This is a genomic window from Mesorhizobium sp. B2-1-1 (assembly GCF_006442975.2).
In the GTDB taxonomy this organism is placed as follows: domain Bacteria; phylum Pseudomonadota; class Alphaproteobacteria; order Rhizobiales; family Rhizobiaceae; genus Mesorhizobium.
This window is the reverse complement of the sequence record NZ_CP083954.1, coordinates 4,028,772-4,047,076: the sequence shown is the minus strand read 5'-3', so window position 1 is coordinate 4,047,076 and position 18,305 is coordinate 4,028,772. Positions and strand designations below refer to the sequence as shown.

Below are 18,305 nucleotides of genomic sequence, written 5' to 3'. Positions count from 1 at the left end.
CGGATCAATTACTTAGGCTCTGCCGCTGTTGTATCGATTTTATGTTTGAGCTGATGGGACGGTCGCATGGGGGGAAAGACACTTACGCGCGCCGACCTTGCCGAAGCCGTTTACCGCAAGGTAGGTTTGTCGCGCACTGAATCGGCCGAACTCGTCGAGGCGGTGCTGGACGAGATCTGCGAGGCGATCGTCCGTGGCGAGACGGTGAAACTGTCGTCTTTCGCGACGTTCCACGTCCGCTCCAAGAACGAGCGCATCGGGCGCAATCCCAAGACCGGCGAAGAGGTGCCGATCCTGCCGCGCCGGGTGATGACCTTCAAGTCGTCGAACGTGCTGAAGAACCGCATCTTGCGCTCCCACCAGAGTGGCAAGGCAAAGGGCGGCAAGTAGGCTCGCTGCAAATGCACGGTTGAAAACAGGCCTTGCGATGATGCCGGGCTTGAATATTGCCTCACAAACCGCTGAAATGAGACCCGATTCGGCAACATGGCCGGATTGGTGTTCCGCGTGATCGTTACGCGCAGCCGGAATGAGCTCCCCTCCTGTCGAGGGAATCTCGTTCGAACGCCGGTTCCCATGTCCCGGGATCATGCTCCAGTGTGAGGATTTCGCCCATGGACAAGAGCCCTGACGCCTTTCGCACCATCAGCGAGGTCGCCGAAGACCTCGATCTGCCGCAGCACGTGCTGCGCTTCTGGGAAACGCGTTTCAACCAGATCAAGCCGATGAAACGCGGCGGCGGCCGCCGCTACTACCGGCCGCAGGATGTCGAACTGATCAAGGGCATTCGCCATATGCTCTACGACCAGGGCTACACCATCAAGGGCGTGCAGAAGCTGTTGCGCGAAAATGGCAACCATTTCCTGGTTGCCATCGGCAATGGCGATATGGCCGCCGTCGAGGCGATCTCGCAACGAAAGCAGGCCGACCAGGTGCCGTTGACGGCGGCAGCGCAGCCGCGCGGCGGAGATGACGAACTGGTTGGCCAGCCGAGGGTCAAGCCCAGCCGCCGTTTCTTCGGTCTTGGCAAGAGCGACGAGGAAGGCCCGGTCCAGCCGGACGCTTCGAAACTGTCGCGGGACAATCGCGCGCTGTTGCAGGAAGCGTTGTTCGACCTCCTCGAATGCAAGCGCCTCCTCGACCAAGTGCGCTGACGGGCAACCGGCCGGCGCCTGAAGAACGGGAACCCGCCTTTGGGTGATGCGTTACGTTTTCTTGAGCAAGACAAGGCTTGAGCAGACAAGGAAACGCATCATGGCATTATTCTCGACCCTCTCGGACGTCGATCTCGACAGGCGGGTCGCTGCACTCTCCAGGGAATTGGCGGCCCTGAAGAAGGCTGCGTCCAGGCGGGGCGGCGCCTATTACGAAGACGGTCGCGACGCGGCGCTTGACACGTATTCCGACCTTGCGGAACGTCTGCACGATGCGTTGCCGGCGATCCGCGAGCGGGGCAGGGCGATCGAGAAATCCGCCCGCGAGCATCCGGCGACGGCCGCGGCGATCGGCTTTGTGGTGCTTGGTCTGGTCGCCAGTCTGCTGTTCAGCCGGCGCTGACCTTTATTTATTCCTCGGTTCCGCTGGATCGGTGCGCGGGCGATTCATGTTGCCCGAAAGTGCACCCGGTTTAGGACAGCGGCACCTGTGGGTGCCACGAAAAAAGGGCCATAGCCCCAGCTTGTCGGTCTGCAGCACGAACAGGGGTTTTTTCGTCAGAGCAGGCGCTCGTTGTAGCGCTGCGAGATCGCGCTGATACGGCGCGTATCCGGAGGAAACCAGGAGAAGACCGGCTTCGAACAAGAAGCCAAAGCCGGTCTTCTCATTGGCAGTCGGTTAAGCTCAGGCCTTCTTGCCCATAACCTTGTGGTGGTGATGATGGTAGTGGTGGCTGCGATGGTGCTTGCGATGATGACGATGATGCTTGTGCATCGGCGCGGCATCAGCGCTGGTCGCGCCGAGGATTGGCATGGTGAATGCAAGTGCAACTGCAAGCCCGAGGGCCGAGAGGAGGGACTTCTTCATGGATATCTTCCTTTTTTCGCAGGCAATCTGAATCAGGCCAACAGCCTGTTCGCCGCGAGCGGGATTACGCTCCCGATTTTTTTCGTCAGTATTTCCCGAATATAGAATTTTGTTTCTGGAATGTGTCTGGCGGCGCAGGCTGTGGGCTCCGCCGACAGGCTGAGCCCACAGCGCCGATGAGCGGGAGAAATTTCGATACGGGGCCGCAGACGCAACCGGCTTACATGGGCGGGACCACGCCATTGTTGCCGACCACGACGCGGTTGGCACTCAGCGTGCCGTCGGCGCCGCGCGTCGCGGTGACCACGACGGGCGCGCCGGGCTTGAGATCGCCCGGCGTGGCCGGCGCGAAGGTGACGACCGGCGTCTTGTCGGGGATTGAGATCTTCTTTGTCTGGCCGTTGTCATAGGTCAGCGTCACCGCGCGGCCATTCACGTCGGTCACGTCGGCGACGGTGCCGTTGGTCATGCGGCTGTTGGGCTTGAGGTCCCAGGCGCGGTCGCCTTCGCCCGTGCCTTTCAAGGCTGCGGGAAACACCACGACCTCAAGCGCGCCGCTGCCGCCATCGGCCTTCGACAGGGATGCTATGCCGAGGAAATCGCCGAGCTTGATGTCCTTTACCGACGCGCCCGCGACGCCCGATATCTTCCATCCGGCAGCGAGCTTGATCTTATCCATGCCACCCTGGCGGTTTTTCACCGTCAGCTGGGATTGGTCGGAACTGGCCACGACGCCGCGCACCCGCACCGTGTCTGCCGCCGGCGCGCTGGTTGCAGCAAGGCCAAGGCTGGAAAGCGTGCCGAGCACGATCATGATTGTCCGCAATTTCATCGCATCGATCCTTTCAGGAAAATGACAGCCGCGCCGGCAACGTCTTGGGTTTCGCGCCGGCGCAATTGAACCAACGAACGGGGTCGTAAAAATCATCGAGGGACGAGGTGATCAGGTGTTCAAAAGAACTTGATCGAGAGCGGTTGCGAGCGGCGTCCGCCAGGCATGGTTCACGATGCTGTGACGGCCAGTTTGTGACTTGGCAAATCACCCGCAAGCGGGCATGTTCTCGCCGTCTCAGGCAACACCATTTTCATCAAACTCTTTCAGCCAACGGAGTTGCCAATGCCATACAGTGCAAAGCGCGAACCCCTCCCGGAACTGGTTGCCAGCGAAGCCGGGCAAGGCCATAGCGCCCTCAGAACGATTCGGGAAACCAAGGGATACAGTGTCGAGGAGCTTTCCCTGACAACCGGTCTGTCGGTCGACGAAATCGAGGATATCGAGAACGGCAGGACGGCCGATCCGTCGCAACTGCGCCGTATTGCGTCGGCGCTTCGGCTTCCTCAGGAGGCGCTGCTCGGCACGGCCGTGCAGGCGCGGGCCGCGCAAGACCGCCCCGCGCTGTAGCGCCAGTGCCATGCATGTTCGAAAACCCGCCGGGGACCTTGGCGGGTTTTCTGTTTGCCGTGACTGAAGGCTTCGGCACGTGTTTATGGACGCGCCGGCCTAGCTTGCTGCTTCGTCATTTCGATCCGCGGGGTTTCGATGAGCTTGGAATCCGTTCGTGCCTTCTTTGCCAGCAAGGCGCCTGACATCGACGTGATCGTGACTGACGCGAGTTCGGCAACCGTAGCATTGGCTGCGCAGGCGCACGGCGTGTTGCCGGCACAGATCGCAAAGACGATCTGCCTTCGCGTCGGCGAACGCACCATGCTGGTCGTGACCAGCGGCACCGCCAGGCTGGACAATCGCAAGTTCAAGGATCGGTTCGGCAGCAAGCCGCGCATGCTGGAGGCCGCTGAGGTTATCGAGGCAACCAGCCATCCGGTCGGCGGTGTCTGCCCGTTCGGCCTGCCGGCGCCGCTGCCGGTCTATTGCGACGTGTCGCTGCGCGGTTTCGAAGAGGTGGTGCCCGCCGCCGGCGCCACCAACGCGGCGGTGCGCATCGCACCGCAACGCATGGCTGATCTCACCGGCGCCGAATGGGTCGATGTGTGCCAGGGGTAGATGGCGATAGATGAGACGGACTTTGGGGGTAAGTCCTTGTTTAAAATGGTCGGAGTGGCCGGATTCGAACCGACGACCCCTTGACCCCCAGTCAAGTGCGCTACCGGGCTGCGCTACACTCCGGACCGCGCAAAGCCATATATATTCGAGGCTTGGCGCGCAAGCGCTAAAACCGCCTCCGGAAGCAGAACCAACCATCGCCGATAAATCGCGTCAAACCTGACCGGAAGTCCCACGGGCGTTCGCGGGTCGCTCCGTGGACCATGCCATGAGCAAGGCTTCCTTCAGGGTAAATGCCTCCACCTGTCGGGGCTCTCTTGGCCGGGAATTGCTTTCCAAACGTGGCGTCGCCGTTCGAGGCGGGGAAGATGTCGCCCTGCATTCAGAGATGACGGGCCCGGCGATGGCTCAATCCGGTGGCGGAAATAAATTCCCTTTCGCCAACTCCCGCCTTGGAACAAACCGCCCCCGGTCCGGTTTGGCAACCGTCCGGGGAACTTAGGAGGGACGAAATGACCGGCAAACTCCATATCGGCCTTCCGTGCGCGATCATCGTCGCGGCGGCCAGCATCAGTGCGTTCTCGGATCCGCTGCCTCCTGACATCACCTATCGGCCATTGCCGAGCCAGCCCTTTTCCGCGGTGAAAGCCGATGACGAGGCGCAGAAGCCTGGCGTGATGGAGCGTCAGAAGAAGCTTTTGGAGCAACGTTATGATCTGGCTGACCGTCCGATACCGGGCGTGATGATGACCAACGGCAAGAAGCCGGTCCAGGGTGGCGTCAGGGTCAAGCTGGCGGGTGGCTCGACCTGGGACAGGCTAAGCTCGATGAGCCCCGGCGATATTCGTGACCAGGGTCTTCTGCCGGCTGGCTTCCTGCCGCTACCTCATGTCAAGCAGGCTGCCGGAGGCCAAGTGTTTCCCGAGAAGGAAATCCGCGAGATCGGCCGCCAGGAAGGCCGTGATCTGCGCCGCTTCGACGTCGATTTCGATCTTCCCGATCACCTGACGCCCGAATTCCCGCCACCGATTTTCCTGACCACCCACCCTGAACTCGGCGATGTCTCGCGCGGCGAACTGCTTACCATCCGCAATTACTACGAGATCATGAACGGCATCATCACCCCAGTACAGATGGAAGGTTTGCGGCTTCTGCTGACGCCATTCCCGCAGGAAGAGTTCAATCAGACCGAGGACCGCAAGGTCGCTGGCCAGAGCATGGGTGTCGCCTGCCTTGATTGCCATTCCAATTTCAACACTAACGCCGCCTTCCATCAGACACCCGACATCAGGCCGCAGGCGGCGCGCTTCCGTCTCGACACCACCAGTCTGCGCGGCCTCTTCAACCAGCAGATACATGGATCGAAGCGCTCATTGCGGTCCGTGGAGGATTTCACCGAATTCGAGCAGCGCACCGCGTATTTCAATGGCGATCATGTCAGTGCCACCCGCAAGGGCGTCAACCTGCCTGACCGCCCGAACCAGGTGGCGATGATGGCACAGATGCAAAACATCATCGATTTCCCGCCGGCGCCTAAGCTCGATCCGTTTGGCCGCCTCGATCCGGCACTGGCGTCAGCAGAGGAATTGAAAGGGGAAGCGGTGTTCATGGGCAAGGGCCGCTGCTCCCAATGCCACAATCCCCAGACGTCCTTCATGGACAACAACATGCACGATCTGAAGCTCGATCGTTTCTACAAGCCAGGACAGACCGTCAACGACATGGTCGAGCTTCCCGACGGTCCGATCAAGACGTTCACGCTGCGCGGCATCAAGGACACGCCGCCCTATTTGCATGACGGCCGCCTGATGACGCTCGCCGACACGGTCGAGTTCTTCAATCTGGTGCTGGGCACCAAACTCGACCAATCGGAAAAGGACGCGCTGGTCGCCTATCTGCTCGTGCTCTGAGAAAGCTTCCCGAGGAGGTTCGCATGCGTCTACTCGCAACTGTCGTGGGGCTTGCGCTTCTGCCTGCCGCCACCGCCTTCGCCCAGTTCGGCAATCCGGCTGGCATGGCGCCGGACACGATGAAGGAATCTCCCGGCAAGCCAATGCCTCACCAAACCAACTATCAGGACCGGCTGTTCGCGCAGCTTACCGCTGCTGGCGGTCTGGCCGAGGTCCGCTTCGGCGAGCTTGCCGGAAAATCCGAAAATGCCGCGGTGAAAGACTTTGCCCGCAGGATGGTTGACGACCACCAGAGGGCGAACGACAGGCTGAAGTCGCTCGCCGAAGCGGCCAAGATGCCGCTTCCGCCTGGGCTGGATGCCGAGCACGAGGAGATGCGTACCAGGCTGGAAAAGCTTACAGGCGTCGAATTCGATCTGGCTTACATCAGCGGCCAGATTGTCGAGCATCAGAAGACTGTGCAACTCCTTGAATGGGAGATCGGCTCCGGCCAGGATCCGGATGTCCAGCATTTCGCCTCGGATATCCTGCCGGCCGTACTTGAGCATCTGCGAATGGCGCGGGATATCCGCAGCAAGCTGGTGAACCCGGCATTGGCCGATGCCTCGGGCCAGAGCAAGAAGTGACCGTCGCGTCGGCGGCCAATCCGCGCGTCGACAGCCCTCTGGCCGAGCCTGCCATAGCCCGGGCGGAGCCATCCTCTCCGCTCGCGGTTTGGGCGAGCAACCCAAAGGGAGAGCTTCATGACACAATCGCGCGACTGGTTGATACAGTGGCTGAGAGACGCTCACGCCATGGAGGAGCAGGCCGAGACGATGCTCTCCGGGCAACTGTCACGCCTCGAAAGCTATCCGGAACTCGGCGACCGCATCCGTCAGCATCTCGACGAGACGCGGCAGCAGGCCTCGCGCCTCAAAAGCTGTCTTGACCGGATCGGAGAGGGATCCTCCGCGATGAAAGACGCAGGCGGCAAGCTCACCGCCATGGCCCAGTCGATCAGCGGCGTGTTTGCCGGCGACGAGGTGATGAAGGGCTCGCTCGCCAGCTATACTTTCGAGCATATGGAGATTGCCTCCTACACGATGCTCATCGCCGCGGCCAACGCCGAAGGGGAGGCCGAGGTGGCGCGTGTGTCTGAGCAGAATCTGCGCGAAGAGGAGGCGATGGCGGATTGGCTCAAGAGCCATCTCGCCGAGACGACGCAGATGTTCCTGTCTCGCGCCGCGGCCGACAGCGATGCCGCAAAACGATAATCGGGCCTGTCATCGCGTCGAATTTCGCCGGCCATGATCGTGCGACAGCGGCAGCGCGCGCTGCCTGTCGGCGGCGGCGACTATCGAGCCGATAGCGCTCCGCGGTCACGTGAAGCTTTCGGCATCGCCAGCCGTAATTGCCGCTGATGACGGTGTTCCAGCGCGATCGCGCCCCAGACCAATCCGAGCAGCAGATAGACGTGGCGCCAATGGTCGATGTCGATGAAGGTGCCGAGCCCGACATTGCCGATGAAGGCGACATAGGCGCACAGGAGATAGGGCTGCCATGGCCGGTCGCGCAGCAGGATGCGGAATCCGGCACATATCGTCCAGAGGACAAGCGTCAGGAACGATACGAAGCCGAGCCAGCCATAATCCATCAGCATCTTCAGCCAGATGTCGTGGGTGTCCTCGCCGAAGATGGTGCCGAACACCAGAGGCCCGATGCCGAACGGGTGCTCCATCGCCATTTGGAAGCCGATTGCATAGCGGGCGAAGCGGCCGAGGCGGGCGGTGTCGTAGCTCTGTTCGAGATGGGCACGGTTGGAGAACATTTCCGCCACGCCCGGCAGCTGCAGGATGACGATCATGGCGATCGTCAGCAGCGACAATGCCGCGATGGTCATCACCACCACGCGCAGCCGGAACATGCCGCTGTTGCTCTGCAGGAACAGGCAGCCGGTAAGCAGAACGGCAGAGACGGCAAACATGCCCCAGGCGCCGCGCGAGAAGGAGAAGAAGATGCCTGATGTGATGATGAGCAGCGGCACCGCCAGCAGCGGCATGCGCGAGACCGGCCCGGTCAGCAGCAGATAGAGCAGATAGATGCCGGGCAGAACCAGGAACGGCCCGAACACGTTCGGGTCCTGGAAGGCGCCTGCGGCGCGGTCGTATTTGGTGAACATCTCCGCGCCCGGGAAGGCATGGAAATAGCCTGCTATGCCGAGCAGCGAAGTCATCACCGCGGATACGACATAGGCAATGAAGATCAGCCGGTAGAGGCTCGGCTGCGTGGCGGTGACCGATGCGAAGAAGACCGCGCTGAAGGCGAGAAACAGCGACACTGCAAGGTAGAGCGGCGTGTTGGCGAGGTCTGACATCTGCGTCATGGCGATCATGCCGCCAATATTCATCGTCACCAGAAGCACCAGCAGCGGCGCGGCCGCGCGCGAAATCCTCAAACCGAAAAGCGCCCAGATGGCGATCAGGCCGGCCATGTAGATTTCGTAAGGAGCCGGCTCGCTGATAACGAAGCCGGAAAGCAGGATGCCGAGCCCGACCGCGCCCGAGGAAATCAGTGCGATCAGCTTGGCATTGACCGCCGCGCGCGGCAGGTCATGGGTGACCGCGCTCAATAGGCGTTTTCCGTGTTGAGCAGCCGGATCGGCGTCAGGAACAGGATCCGCAGGTCGAACAGCATCGACCAGTTCTCGATATAATAGAGGTCGTATTCCGTCCGCATGCGGATCTTCTCGTTGGTGTCCATCTCGCCGCGCCAGCCATTGATCTGCGCCCAGCCGGTGACGCCGGGCTTGACCTTGTGGCGCGCGAAATAGCCGTCGACCACTTCGTTGTAGAGCAGGTTGTGCGACTGCGCGGCAATCGCGTGCGGCCGCGGGCCGACCAGCGACAGCGAACCCAAGAGCGAATTGAAGAACTGCGGCAGCTCGTCGATCGAGGTCTTGCGGATGAAGCGGCCGACGCGGGTGACGCGCGGGTCGTTCTTGGTGACCGTCTGTCTGGCGGTCGGGTCCGACCGGTCGGCATACATCGAGCGGAATTTGTAGACTTCGATCACCTCATTGTTGAAACCATGCCGCTTCTGGCGAAACAGCACCGGTCCCTTGCTGTCGAGCTTGATGGCGATAGCGGTCGCCAGCATCACCGGTGAGAACACGACGATGCCGATCAGGCTGAAAACGATGTCGAAGGCGCGCTTGGCCACCGAATCCCAGTCGTTGATCGGCTTGTCGAAGATGTCGAGCATCGGCACCGAGCCGATGTAGGAATAGGCGCGTGGACGAAACTGCAGCGCGTTCGAATGCGCCGACAGCCGGATGTCGACCGGCAGCACCCACAGTTTCTTCAGCAATTGCAGCACGCGCGATTCGGCGGTCAGCGGCAGCGACACGATCAGCATGTCGATGCGGGCGATGCGGGCGAATTCGATCAGCTCCGAGATTGTGCCGAGCTTAGGATAGCCGGCGACGATAGGCGGCGAGCGTTTGTCGCTGCGATCGTCGAAAATGCCGCAAATGCGGATGTCGTTGTAGGGCTGCCTCTCGACCGAGCGGATCAGGACCTCCGCTGCCTTGCCGCCGCCGACGATGACGGCGCGCCGCTCCATGTGGCCGTCGCGCGCCCAGCGCCGGATCAGCTTCGACATCACCAGCCGCAGGCCGAAGATGAGAATGAAACCGACGGCGAACCAAGTGCCGAACAGCAATCGTGAATAGTTTTCAGATATCTTCATCACGAATGCCGTCAGCGCCATGAGGGCGAACGTGCCGGCCCAGACCAGCAGCAAACGGCCAAAATTGGCGATCGGCCGCATGAGTGAGACGATCTGGTAGCAATCGGTGACGTCGAGCAGCACCACTGCAAGGAACGACGCGGCGGCGATCGTCAGCGGATATTGCCAGGCGAAATAGTTGAAGAAGCCGACAAAGTAGAAATAGACGCCGAGGCCGGAAAGGAACAGCACTGCGAACTCGACCATCCGCAGGACGCCGCTCACCATGATCGGCGACATCGTATCGCGCCGGTATTGCGAGGCGACCTGACGGGCGACATCATTCATGCCGCCCGGCATGCCGCCATCGGTCGGGGTGTCGAGTTTGCGCACAGCCTCTGCCGAAAAGCGGTGCACGGGATCGATCTCGTTCATGGGATTTCCGCAAGCTTCCCCCAGGCAATAGCAAAAGAGAGCTAAGAAACCCTTGAAACAACGCGTGGCTTTGGAAGGGCTTGGGCTTGTGGTTTATTTGGCCAGCGCCGCGAAATACGCTTTCTCGATCTCGGCGGCCATGACATCGGCTCCGAAGCGTGCCTCCAGATCGGCGCGATCGGGCATCAGTTTTCGATAGGCGGCGGGATCGGCCAGCGCTTCGGCCATCTTGTCGGAAAGCTGCAGCGGATCAGGCCTGATCAGGGCAGGGGAATCGGCACCGAAGATCTCCGGTATGCCGCCAACGGCCGTGGCGATCATCGGTTTTCCCGCAGCCAGCGTCTCCAGCACGACATAGGGCAATGCTTCGGCGCGCGAGGGAACGACGACCAGCGCGGCCAGCGCAAAGGCATCCCTGGCAGGCATCGGCGGCAGGAAACGCACGTTGCCGTCGAGCCCGAGCCGCTTCACTTGCGCGCGATAGCGAGGCAGGTTGTCGCCGTCGCCCACCATGACGGCGCCCAGCGGGCGTCCGAGCCGTGTCCCGGCAAGGGCCAGCGCGTCGATGAAGATGTCGGGTCCCTTGAGGTCACGCATCATGCCGATGTAGAGCAGGTCCACCATTCCGGGCTTCTCCGGAACAGGATCGAACTCGGCCGCGCGCAGGCCATTGTAGACCAGCGCGTTCGGAATGGGCGCCTCGCCGATCTTCCTGCGATAGGTGCGTCGCTCATAGTCCGAGACGAACAGCAGACAGTCGGTGAAGTGAGCCATGGATCGCTCGAGCGCGAAGAACAGCTTTCCCGTGAACGTGCTCTCGTCATAGTGGAGAGAACCGCCATGCGGCGAATAAAGGCGGGCTACGCGAGACCTTGATACCCGCAACAATGAGCCGAACAGACGGGCATAGGCGCCACCCTTGGCGCCGTGCCCGTGCAGCACGTCCGGCCGCAATTCCTTGATGATTCCGTAGGTGCGCCAGGCCGAGGCGAGATCCCCCAGTCCGACATGGCGCTGCATCGGCGTGCGATGGATGCCGAGCGCCAGCATGGCCTTCATCCGCTCGAACAGGCGCTCCTCGTATTCCCCGCCTGTGGTCGAATCGCACACGATGCCGACCGAATGGCCGGCGGCGACCTGAGCTTCCGCGAGGTCCCGCACATGCCGAAAGATCCCGCCGACAGGTGAACGAAAGCAATGGACGATCCTGAGTTTGTCCGCCACGTGTGTTCGTCAGAACAGACGTTCACGCACATAGACAGTATCTCCGGGCAGCAGCGGGTCTGACGTGACAACCCGGCCGGTCATCACCTTGCCGTTGATATCTCGGGTGATGTCGACGCTTTCCTGGTTGGCGCGCGGCGTGAAGCCGCCGGCAATGGCGACGGCTTTCTGAACGGTGAGGCCGGGCACATAGGAATACTGGCCGGCGGCGCCCACTTCGCCCATGACGAAGATAGGCCTGTAGCGGTCGATCTCGACGGAAACATCGGGATCGCGCAGATAGCCTTGGCGCAGTTTGTCGGCGATTTCCTTTTCCATCTGCTGGGCGGTGTGGCCGCGCGCCGGCACGGCACCGACCAGCGGGAAGGAGAGATATCCGGACTGGTCGACACTATAGGTGTTGGTCAGCCCGTCCTGCTCGAACACGGTGACGCGGACGCGGTCACCGGCGCCCAGGCGATAGGGTTGATCGAGCACCTCGTGGAAGGCGGCCGGCGTCGGCCGGTAGCTGGAGCAGCCAGCAAGCATCGACACGGCAAGCAGCGCGCGAAAGAGGGAAGCAGTGCTTTTCATGACAGGACACATACCTTCGACTGGCCGCTGCGGCGTCGCAGCAAACATCTGAGAGCGCGTCCGTTATCGTCCTGTTAGGGTTAATGGCCGGTAAAGGGCGCGATCGATACGGCATCGATCGGCAGGAGTTTTATAACTTTGACGGTTTTGCTTGGCGCCTGCCAGTAAGTCCTGACGGAAGCTTCCTGTGATCTTAACGGCTGAGTTACCATAGTTGTTTACGGTGCATGCGATCCGTATCGGAGTAGGATGCATGTCCGTTCAGTCCACGGCCGCAGACGTTGACGTCGATCTCAGGCAGCTCTTCGCCAGCCTGGCGAGGAACTGGCTGCGAATATTGGTCGTCTCCCTGGTGGTTACCGGGTTGGCGTTTGCGCTCGCTTCGCTGGCAACCAAGCACTACAAGGCCCAGACGCAGGTTCAGATCGATACGCGTGAATCCGTCTACACGCGCCCGGCCGGCAGCAATGACAGCGACAAGCCTATCCTCGATGAGCAAGGCGTCGCCACCCAGGTCCAGATCATTTCGTCCAACGAAATCCTCAAGCAGGTAGCGCAGAAGCTTGATCTGTCGCGATTGCACGAATTCGACGAAACTGTCGATATGTCGCCTCTCAACCGCCTGCTGATCCTGGTGGGGTTGAAGAACGATCCCATGGATATTCCGGTCGACGAACGCGTCCTGAAGAAGATGCGCGAGAAGCTCAACGTCTATGGCGTCGAAAAGACGCGCATCATCGCCATCGAGTTCTCCTCGGAAGATCCCAAGCTCGCGGCTGCTATCCCCGATGCCATTGCCGCCGCCTACATTGCCGGGCAGGGCGCGGCCAAGCTCGAATCCAACACCGCCGCGGCGGACTTCCTGGCTCCCGAGATCGCCGATCTGCAGAAGCAGGTCAGGGATGCCGAGGCCAAGGTCGCCGCCTATCGCGCCCAGTCGGACCTTCTGGTGGGCGGCAACAATTCTGTGCTCGCCACCCAACAACTGGCCGAACTGTCGACCGAATTGTCGCGGGTGCGGGCCAACCGCGCCGCCGCCGAGGGCACCGCCGACAGCGTGCGCAAGGCGCTGCAGAATGGCGGCTCGCTGGATTCGCTGCCCGAGGTGCTGTCATCCGATCTGATCCAGCGCTTGCGCGAACGGCAGGTCGAACTGCGCGCTAACATCGCCGACCTGTCGACGACGCTGCTCGACAATCATCCGCGCATTCGCGCGGCAAAATCACAGCTGGCCGATCTCGACGCGCAGATCCGCAGTGAAGCTCAAAAGGTGATGAAGGGGCTGGCTATGCAGGCCGATGCCGCCAAGTCACGCGAGAGCCAGCTCGTCGCCGACGTCAACACGCTGAAGGCGGCTTCCGCGGAGGCAGGCGAACAGCAGGTCGGTCTCGATGCGCTGCAGCGTGACGCTGCCGCCAAGCGCCAGCAGCTCGAACTTTACCTGACCAACTACCGCGAGGCGGCTTCGCGCCAGGATCGCAATTACGTGCCGGTCGACGCGCGTGTCATCTCGAAGGCCGTAGTGCCTTCCGAGGCCTACTTCCCCAAGATCGGGCCGATCGTCGGTGCTGCTTTTGCCGCCTCGCTTTTGCTCATGTCGGTGTTCACGCTGCTGCGCGAACTCTTTTCCGGCCGCGCCATGCGCCCGGCCAGCGGCGCTCGCTTCGAGCCGATCGACGAGGTGGCGATGCCGGTCGCGGCCAGGGAAACGACGATCATTCCAGAGTCCGGGCCTGAGCACCACGCTGAGAAAGCGGTGAAACCGGAGATGATGGTGGAACCGGATCTGCCCTCGCCGGCGGAATCTGTCATAGAGGTCGAACCCGCCGCCGGCGCACCGGTCGCCGAAACCGTCCCTGTTGCCGAGGCCGTCCCGGTCGCCAAAACCAGGCCGCGTTCGGTGCTGGGCGAGATCGACGTTGAAAAAGCGGCGGAAAAGCTGATCGCAAGCGGCGCCGCGCGCGCCATCTTCGTGTCGCCCGAAGGTGACGAGGCGGCCGCGTCCGCGATCCTGGTAGCGCGTGAGGTCTCCGACGCCGGCCTGCGCGTGCTGCTGCTCGACCTCACGGCTTCCGGCGCCGCCTCGCGACCGATGCTCGACAGCGGACTGTTCCCGGGCATCACCAATCTGCTCGCGTCGCAGGCGCAGTTCAGCGAAGTCATCCACCCCGACCTCTATTCCGACTGCCATGTCATTCCTGTCGGCACCGCCGATCCGGTTCGCGCCATGCGCGCCGCCGACCGGCTGCCGATCATCATGCAATCGCTGACCACCGCCTATGACCTGGTGGTGGTCGAATGCGGTCCCGCCGACGCCCAAGGCATCAGCCGTCTGGGTGGCGATGCGACCGAGGTGTTCCTCTCCATGCTGGAGCCGGATGATGAGGTGACGCAGGCCGCCGTCAAGCTTATCGAGAATGGCTATCCGGAGTTGACGCTGGTGACCCCGCTCGGCCACGAACCGCCGGGCACCCCGGTGCCGGGAAGGCGCTCGGCGGCTTGAGTCCGATGAGCGGCGCTTGTGGTCATCACGTTGGAAGGTCGGCGGGTTAGCTACCGTCCTCGGCGGGCGCCGGCGCCTGGCCAGCGGCCTTGCGACGCAGCAGCTTGGTCAGCTTCCAGATCGTCGGACTGTTCTTGACGACGGCTTTCAGCCTGGCGCTTTGCCGCAGCCCCAGCGCCAGTGCCCGGCCTTTCGACGTCAGCGGAACCAGCACCTCGAAGTGCTGCGTTTCGATATCGCACCATAAACGCTTGTACGGCTCGTCGCCGACCGAGAAATCATAGACGTCGAAACCCGCCTCGCAGGCTTCCTGGATATTGTCGAAGAACAGGAAGTCGCCGGGGCTGGTGTGGGCGAGGTCATCCTCGGCGATCGCGCCGAACTCGCAGATCAGCCGTTTGCCCGAGCGGCTCGATCCGGTCACGGCGCGAAGCTTGCCGGCGACCTCGAGCCCGTGCAGCACGAAGGAGGGCTTATCCTCGGCAAGCGCCTCGGTGAACAGAGCACGGAAGAACGCGCGCACTTGATTGTCGCCGAAGACGTTGGCGATGCCCATCCTGCGGAAGCGGGATTCCTTCATCTCGAAAAAGCCGTCGAGCAGCCGGCCGACCTCGTCCACGGTCCGCGCCTCGATGCGCCGATGGCTGCCGATGGCCTCGAACTTGCGCGTCTGCGAGCGGTGCTTCTTGCGTTTGCGCTTTCCGTTTGCCCGAGAGAGCAGTGCATCGAAACCGCCGACCAGGTCGACGGCGAGCGACAGGTTCGGGCTGTCGAAATAATCGAACGAGGCGAGTGGGTTGGCTACGCCATCGAGGTCGGGCAGCAGGCGTTCGAAGGCGACGAGATCGATGTCGGGGCGAGCCTCGGCTATGGCCGTCAGGGTCGAACGAATAGCCGCACTGTCCGCCCTGGCAAGCCATTGCGGGTCGGCGGCGACGAAATTGCCATTGGCGTGGCGGCCACCCATGAAGCGGGCAACACGGAATGGCCCATGGCCGACGACCTCCAGCGCCAGTGCGAAAACCGGTCTGCCTTCGCAATTCAGCATCGCCACGACCGGGTCCGGCTCGACCTGCGCGGCCCAGTTGCGGATCCAAACCGCGCTCTGCGCCGGCGCGAACACGGCGGAGCGGCAGAACGCGGCATAGGCCGCGAGCCCATCGGCGGAAGCGGTGGAAACCGACAGCCCAGCCGGCTCTATCGGCGGCACACTGGGCGGGGCTTCGATTGCCGCCAGGCGATTGCCGTCAAATGACGCGGCCGCGTCAACCATACCTCAATCCTTAGGGCGTATTGCTGCCGATTTGGGGGCGCTCAGGCGTATCCGTGCTTGGTTCAGCCTAGGCGCAAAAGGTGAAGGAATGATCGACGGCGGGGAGGCAATCCGAAAGCTGGCGCTCAACGTCGCCCGCTATACCGGCCTCGCACCGCTGGCCAAACCGCTGGTCGGCGGTATTGGCGCCATCCTCATGCTGCACCGCGTTACGGCAAAGCCCGAAAAGCCCGACAGCGTCAACCGTCATCTCAACATTGCGCCCGGCTTCCTCGACGCCATGATCGCCGGCCTGAAGGCGGATGGCTACGCCTTCGTCTCGATGGACGAGGCGGTGGAGCGTATCGCGGCGCGCGGCAAGGGCGGCCAGTTCGCCGCCATCACCGCCGACGACGCCTATCGCGACAACATGACCGAGGCCTTGCCGGTGCTGGAAAAGCACGGCGCGCCGATCACCATCTATGTGGCTCCGGGGCTTATCAACGGCACTGCGGATCTGTGGTGGGACGTGGTCGAGGATCTCGTCAACGCGGGCGATCGCCTGACCCTGACGACGTCCGAAGGGAAAACGACGATCGACTGCACCAGCCCGGCCAAAAAGCTCCAGGCCATCGCACGGCTGCACACCTATCTCACCAGCGAGGTTCGCGAGGAGGACCTGCGCGCCGTGCTGCGCGAACTGGCGCATGCGAACGGCGTCGACGCCGGCCGGCCGCGCGTCGACACGCTGATGACTTGGTCGGAGATCCGCGCGATCGCAGCGCATCCGCTCGTAACGATCGGTGCTCATACGATCAACCACAGCAATCTGAAGCGGCTTTCAGAAGCCGACGCGCGGCACGAAATCGTCGGGGTGAAGTCCATCCTGCGAGCCGAGCTGGGCGAGGAGCCGCGCCATTTCGCCTATCCCTACGGCTATGCCAGCGCCGTCGGCTGCCGCGAAGTGGGCTTTGTCCGCGATGCCGGCTACACCTCGGCCGTGACCACCCGTCATGGCGTGCTGCGCGCCGAACACGCCGGCTTCCTGCACGCATTGCCGCGCATCTCGGTCAACGGCCGTTATCAGAACCTCGCCCACATCCGCACCATGCTGTCTGGCGTGACGACGCCGCTCGCCAATGCCGGAAAGATGGTGGTCACCATCTGAGGCCGGCCGGCAACGGTTCAGCGCTTGGGCCGAGGCTCCAGCATCAGCCATTTGATGATGCCCATCGCCGGCAGCACCCAGAGCAGACCGCTTAGCAGGAAGAACAGGAAATGCGTCCACGGGCCCGCCTCGGACAGCCGGGCGACCGCGAAGATCGATGCGACCAGCGCATAGATGATGACAAGCGCCACCAGCAGGAACATTCCGATCAGCTTTTTCAGGCGCACGGGCATGGTTGGCCTCCAGGAGCCGGGGTAAAGTGCGGCCCAGCTCAATGTGTCGGCTTCGCCATAGGCCTTGACGCGAAGCTGTGCAACCCGACAGACGCGGCGCGACGGCGTGCCGCGCCGCCCGGTCTTGCATGCGGGAATGCGATGGTCCACCAATCCGCGACTTCAACCTGCCGGGATAAATCCATGGCCGCCATTACTGCCGCGCCTTACGAGGCGCGTGACCGCGATCTGCACAACCGCGCGCTGGTGCGCGGCTGGCTCTACGTCGTGCTTCTGGTGCTGTTCGCGCTGGTGCTGGTCGGCGGCGCCACAAGGCTCACCGAGTCCGGCCTGTCGATCACCGAGTGGCAGCCGATCCACGGCGTCATCCCGCCGCTCAACGACGCCGAATGGCAAGAGGAATTCCAGCGTTATCAGCAGATCCCGCAATATGCCGAGCTCAACAAGGGCATGAGCATCGAGGCATTCAAGTCGATCTTCTGGTGGGAGTGGGCGCATCGTCTCCTGGCGCGCAGCGTCGGCCTGGTCTTCGCCTTGCCGCTGCTGTTCTTCTGGGCGGCGCGCCGCATCGAGCGCGGACTGGGGCCGAAGCTGGTCGGCATCCTGCTTCTCGGCGGTCTGCAGGGCGCTATCGGCTGGTGGATGGTTGCCTCCGGTCTGGTCGACCGCGTCTCGGTCAGCCAGTACCGGCTCGCCACCCATTTGACGCTTGCCGCGCTGATCTTCACGGCGACCATGGTCGTCGCGCGCGGCTTGGCGCCGCATTCGGAACCTGCGGCCGATCGTTCGACCCAGAAACTGGCTGGTCTCGTAGTGCTTCTGGCGCTGATCCAGATCTATCTCGGCGGTCTGGTCGCCGGGCTCCACGCCGGCCTGAGCTACAACACCTGGCCGCTGATGGACGGAAAGATCATTCCCGGCGATCTGCTGATCCTGGAGCCGGCATGGCGCAATTTCTTCGAAAGCCCCAAGACGGTGCAGTTCGTGCACAGGATCGGCGCCTATACGGTGTTCGTCGTCGCCTTGTGGCACATGATCGCCGCGCGTCGCCGTCTGCCCGGTTCAACGCATGCTCGTCGCGCGACGCTGTTGTTTGCCCTGGTGCTGGTGCAGGCCTCCGTCGGCATCGGCACGCTGTTGATGCATGTGCCGCTGCACATGGCGCTGACCCACCAGGGATTCGCGTTGGTCCTGCTGGGGTTCGCCGCCGCGCATTGGCGCGGCACCAAGGGAGCATATCCCTTGCCCCACGAGATCGCCCTCGGACGCTGAGTCTCT

Annotated in this window: 19 protein-coding genes and 1 tRNA gene; 11 read left to right on the top strand and 9 right to left on the bottom strand. The window is 62.6% G+C overall.

The annotated features are described in order from the left end of the window. The first annotated feature begins 66 nt into the window (after positions 1–66). From FJ972_RS19960 to FJ972_RS19950, 3 genes are all read left to right on the top strand, one after another. Positions 67–390, top strand: a complete 324-nt coding sequence (locus FJ972_RS19960; protein WP_140494007.1) for an integration host factor subunit alpha — start codon at positions 67–69, stop codon at positions 388–390. Between the two features lie 224 nt (positions 391–614). Next, the gene (locus FJ972_RS19955) at positions 615–1,154 is read left to right on the top strand and encodes a MerR family transcriptional regulator (RefSeq protein WP_140494005.1); all 540 of its coding nucleotides are present in this window, start codon (positions 615–617) and stop codon (positions 1,152–1,154) included. A 100-nt stretch (positions 1,155–1,254) separates the two neighbouring features. Beyond that, positions 1,255–1,557 (top strand): hypothetical protein, encoded by a 303-nt coding sequence (locus tag FJ972_RS19950; RefSeq protein ID WP_140515713.1) that lies wholly within the window; start codon positions 1,255–1,257, stop codon positions 1,555–1,557. A gap of 282 nt (positions 1,558–1,839) precedes the next feature. On the opposite strand, the gene FJ972_RS19945 is transcribed toward FJ972_RS19950, so the two are convergent. Both FJ972_RS19945 and FJ972_RS19940 read right to left on the bottom strand, forming a co-directional pair. Then, complete coding sequence (locus FJ972_RS19945; RefSeq protein WP_140521795.1) at positions 1,840–2,022, bottom strand: hypothetical protein; 183 nt, start codon at positions 2,020–2,022, stop codon at positions 1,840–1,842. Positions 2,023–2,242: 220 nt separating this feature from the next. Continuing rightward, positions 2,243–2,854: a hypothetical protein gene (locus tag FJ972_RS19940; RefSeq protein WP_140521797.1), complete on the bottom strand. Its 612-nt coding sequence runs from the start codon at positions 2,852–2,854 to the stop codon at positions 2,243–2,245. A 285-nt stretch (positions 2,855–3,139) separates the two neighbouring features. On the opposite strand from FJ972_RS19940, the gene FJ972_RS19935 reads away from it, so the two are divergent. Beyond that, positions 3,140–3,424 (top strand): helix-turn-helix domain-containing protein, encoded by a 285-nt coding sequence (locus FJ972_RS19935; RefSeq protein ID WP_140521799.1) that lies wholly within the window; start codon positions 3,140–3,142, stop codon positions 3,422–3,424. A gap of 138 nt (positions 3,425–3,562) precedes the next feature. Next, entirely contained in the window at positions 3,563–4,024 is a 462-nt protein-coding gene (locus FJ972_RS19930) for a YbaK/EbsC family protein (RefSeq protein WP_140521801.1), read from the top strand. A gap of 46 nt (positions 4,025–4,070) precedes the next feature. On the opposite strand, the gene FJ972_RS19925 is transcribed toward FJ972_RS19930, so the two are convergent. Further along, positions 4,071–4,147 (bottom strand) — tRNA-Pro (locus FJ972_RS19925). 389 nt (positions 4,148–4,536) lie between these two features. Between FJ972_RS19925 and FJ972_RS19920 the strand changes: the two genes are divergently transcribed. From FJ972_RS19920 to FJ972_RS19910, 3 genes are all read left to right on the top strand, one after another. Then, the gene (locus tag FJ972_RS19920) at positions 4,537–5,934 is read left to right on the top strand and encodes a cytochrome B6 (RefSeq protein WP_140521803.1); all 1,398 of its coding nucleotides are present in this window, start codon (positions 4,537–4,539) and stop codon (positions 5,932–5,934) included. A gap of 23 nt (positions 5,935–5,957) precedes the next feature. Further along, positions 5,958–6,560, top strand: coding sequence for a DUF4142 domain-containing protein (locus tag FJ972_RS19915; protein WP_140521805.1), 603 nt, complete (start codon positions 5,958–5,960; stop codon positions 6,558–6,560). 117 nt (positions 6,561–6,677) lie between these two features. Continuing rightward, a complete protein-coding gene (locus tag FJ972_RS19910; protein WP_140493990.1) occupies positions 6,678–7,187 on the top strand; it encodes a ferritin-like domain-containing protein in 510 nt (169 codons plus the stop codon). Between the two features lie 80 nt (positions 7,188–7,267). Here FJ972_RS19910 and FJ972_RS19905 read toward each other — a convergent pair whose 3' ends face one another. The 4 genes from FJ972_RS19905 to FJ972_RS19890 all read right to left on the bottom strand — a co-directional run bounded on the left by FJ972_RS19905 (position 7,268) and on the right by FJ972_RS19890 (position 11,871). Further along, entirely contained in the window at positions 7,268–8,542 is a 1,275-nt protein-coding gene (locus FJ972_RS19905; RefSeq protein ID WP_140521807.1) for an O-antigen ligase family protein, read from the bottom strand. After that, positions 8,539–10,074 (bottom strand): undecaprenyl-phosphate glucose phosphotransferase, encoded by a 1,536-nt coding sequence (locus FJ972_RS19900; RefSeq protein WP_140493986.1) that lies wholly within the window; start codon positions 10,072–10,074, stop codon positions 8,539–8,541. The genes FJ972_RS19905 and FJ972_RS19900 overlap by 4 nt, the downstream gene beginning before the upstream one ends. A gap of 93 nt (positions 10,075–10,167) precedes the next feature. Then, the gene (locus FJ972_RS19895; RefSeq protein WP_140521809.1) at positions 10,168–11,298 is read right to left on the bottom strand and encodes a glycosyltransferase family 4 protein; all 1,131 of its coding nucleotides are present in this window, start codon (positions 11,296–11,298) and stop codon (positions 10,168–10,170) included. Between the two features lie 9 nt (positions 11,299–11,307). Then, positions 11,308–11,871, bottom strand: coding sequence for a polysaccharide biosynthesis/export family protein (locus tag FJ972_RS19890; protein ID WP_140493982.1), 564 nt, complete (start codon positions 11,869–11,871; stop codon positions 11,308–11,310). Between the two features lie 253 nt (positions 11,872–12,124). On the opposite strand from FJ972_RS19890, the gene FJ972_RS19885 reads away from it, so the two are divergent. Further along, positions 12,125–14,374 carry a GumC family protein gene (locus FJ972_RS19885; protein ID WP_140521811.1) on the top strand — a complete coding sequence of 750 codons (2,250 nt, stop codon included), beginning with the start codon at positions 12,125–12,127 and terminating at the stop codon, positions 14,372–14,374. A gap of 46 nt (positions 14,375–14,420) precedes the next feature. On the opposite strand, the gene FJ972_RS19880 is transcribed toward FJ972_RS19885, so the two are convergent. Beyond that, on the bottom strand, positions 14,421–15,647 hold the full coding sequence (locus FJ972_RS19880; RefSeq protein ID WP_140521813.1) for a GNAT family N-acetyltransferase: 1,227 nt from the start codon (positions 15,645–15,647) through the stop codon (positions 14,421–14,423). Positions 15,648–15,735: 88 nt separating this feature from the next. On the opposite strand from FJ972_RS19880, the gene FJ972_RS19875 reads away from it, so the two are divergent. Next, entirely contained in the window at positions 15,736–16,794 is a 1,059-nt protein-coding gene (locus FJ972_RS19875; RefSeq protein WP_140521815.1) for a polysaccharide deacetylase family protein, read from the top strand. 17 nt (positions 16,795–16,811) lie between these two features. Here the strand turns inward: FJ972_RS19875 and FJ972_RS19870 are convergent, their stop codons facing one another. Continuing rightward, positions 16,812–17,027, bottom strand: coding sequence for a DUF2842 domain-containing protein (locus FJ972_RS19870; RefSeq protein WP_140522178.1), 216 nt, complete (start codon positions 17,025–17,027; stop codon positions 16,812–16,814). A 183-nt stretch (positions 17,028–17,210) separates the two neighbouring features. Between FJ972_RS19870 and FJ972_RS19865 the strand changes: the two genes are divergently transcribed. Continuing rightward, positions 17,211–18,299 (top strand): COX15/CtaA family protein, encoded by a 1,089-nt coding sequence (locus FJ972_RS19865; protein WP_140521817.1) that lies wholly within the window; start codon positions 17,211–17,213, stop codon positions 18,297–18,299. The last annotated feature ends 6 nt before the right edge of the window (positions 18,300–18,305 follow it).

What these genes read in the sequence shown, in the direction of transcription:
- FJ972_RS19875 (WP_140521815.1), top strand. Translation starts at nt 15,736, where the DNA reads ATGATCGACGGCGGGGAGGCAATCCGAAAGCTGGCGCTCAACGTCGCC.
- FJ972_RS19930 (WP_140521801.1), top strand. Translation starts at nt 3,563, where the DNA reads ATGAGCTTGGAATCCGTTCGTGCCTTCTTTGCCAGCAAGGCGCCTGAC.
- FJ972_RS19945 (WP_140521795.1), bottom strand. Translation starts at nt 2,022, where the DNA reads ATGAAGAAGTCCCTCCTCTCGGCCCTCGGGCTTGCAGTTGCACTTGCA.
- FJ972_RS19940 (WP_140521797.1), bottom strand. Translation starts at nt 2,854, where the DNA reads ATGAAATTGCGGACAATCATGATCGTGCTCGGCACGCTTTCCAGCCTT.
- FJ972_RS19865 (WP_140521817.1), top strand. Translation starts at nt 17,211, where the DNA reads ATGGCCGCCATTACTGCCGCGCCTTACGAGGCGCGTGACCGCGATCTG.
- FJ972_RS19915 (WP_140521805.1), top strand. Translation starts at nt 5,958, where the DNA reads ATGCGTCTACTCGCAACTGTCGTGGGGCTTGCGCTTCTGCCTGCCGCC.
- FJ972_RS19935 (WP_140521799.1), top strand. Translation starts at nt 3,140, where the DNA reads ATGCCATACAGTGCAAAGCGCGAACCCCTCCCGGAACTGGTTGCCAGC.
- FJ972_RS19885 (WP_140521811.1), top strand. Translation starts at nt 12,125, where the DNA reads ATGTCCGTTCAGTCCACGGCCGCAGACGTTGACGTCGATCTCAGGCAG.
- FJ972_RS19870 (WP_140522178.1), bottom strand. Translation starts at nt 17,027, where the DNA reads ATGCCCGTGCGCCTGAAAAAGCTGATCGGAATGTTCCTGCTGGTGGCG.
- FJ972_RS19890 (WP_140493982.1), bottom strand. Translation starts at nt 11,871, where the DNA reads ATGAAAAGCACTGCTTCCCTCTTTCGCGCGCTGCTTGCCGTGTCGATG.
- FJ972_RS19955 (WP_140494005.1), top strand. Translation starts at nt 615, where the DNA reads ATGGACAAGAGCCCTGACGCCTTTCGCACCATCAGCGAGGTCGCCGAA.
- FJ972_RS19900 (WP_140493986.1), bottom strand. Translation starts at nt 10,074, where the DNA reads ATGAACGAGATCGATCCCGTGCACCGCTTTTCGGCAGAGGCTGTGCGC.
- FJ972_RS19910 (WP_140493990.1), top strand. Translation starts at nt 6,678, where the DNA reads ATGACACAATCGCGCGACTGGTTGATACAGTGGCTGAGAGACGCTCAC.
- FJ972_RS19880 (WP_140521813.1), bottom strand. Translation starts at nt 15,647, where the DNA reads ATGGTTGACGCGGCCGCGTCATTTGACGGCAATCGCCTGGCGGCAATC.
- FJ972_RS19950 (WP_140515713.1), top strand. Translation starts at nt 1,255, where the DNA reads ATGGCATTATTCTCGACCCTCTCGGACGTCGATCTCGACAGGCGGGTC.
- FJ972_RS19960 (WP_140494007.1), top strand. Translation starts at nt 67, where the DNA reads ATGGGGGGAAAGACACTTACGCGCGCCGACCTTGCCGAAGCCGTTTAC.
- FJ972_RS19920 (WP_140521803.1), top strand. Translation starts at nt 4,537, where the DNA reads ATGACCGGCAAACTCCATATCGGCCTTCCGTGCGCGATCATCGTCGCG.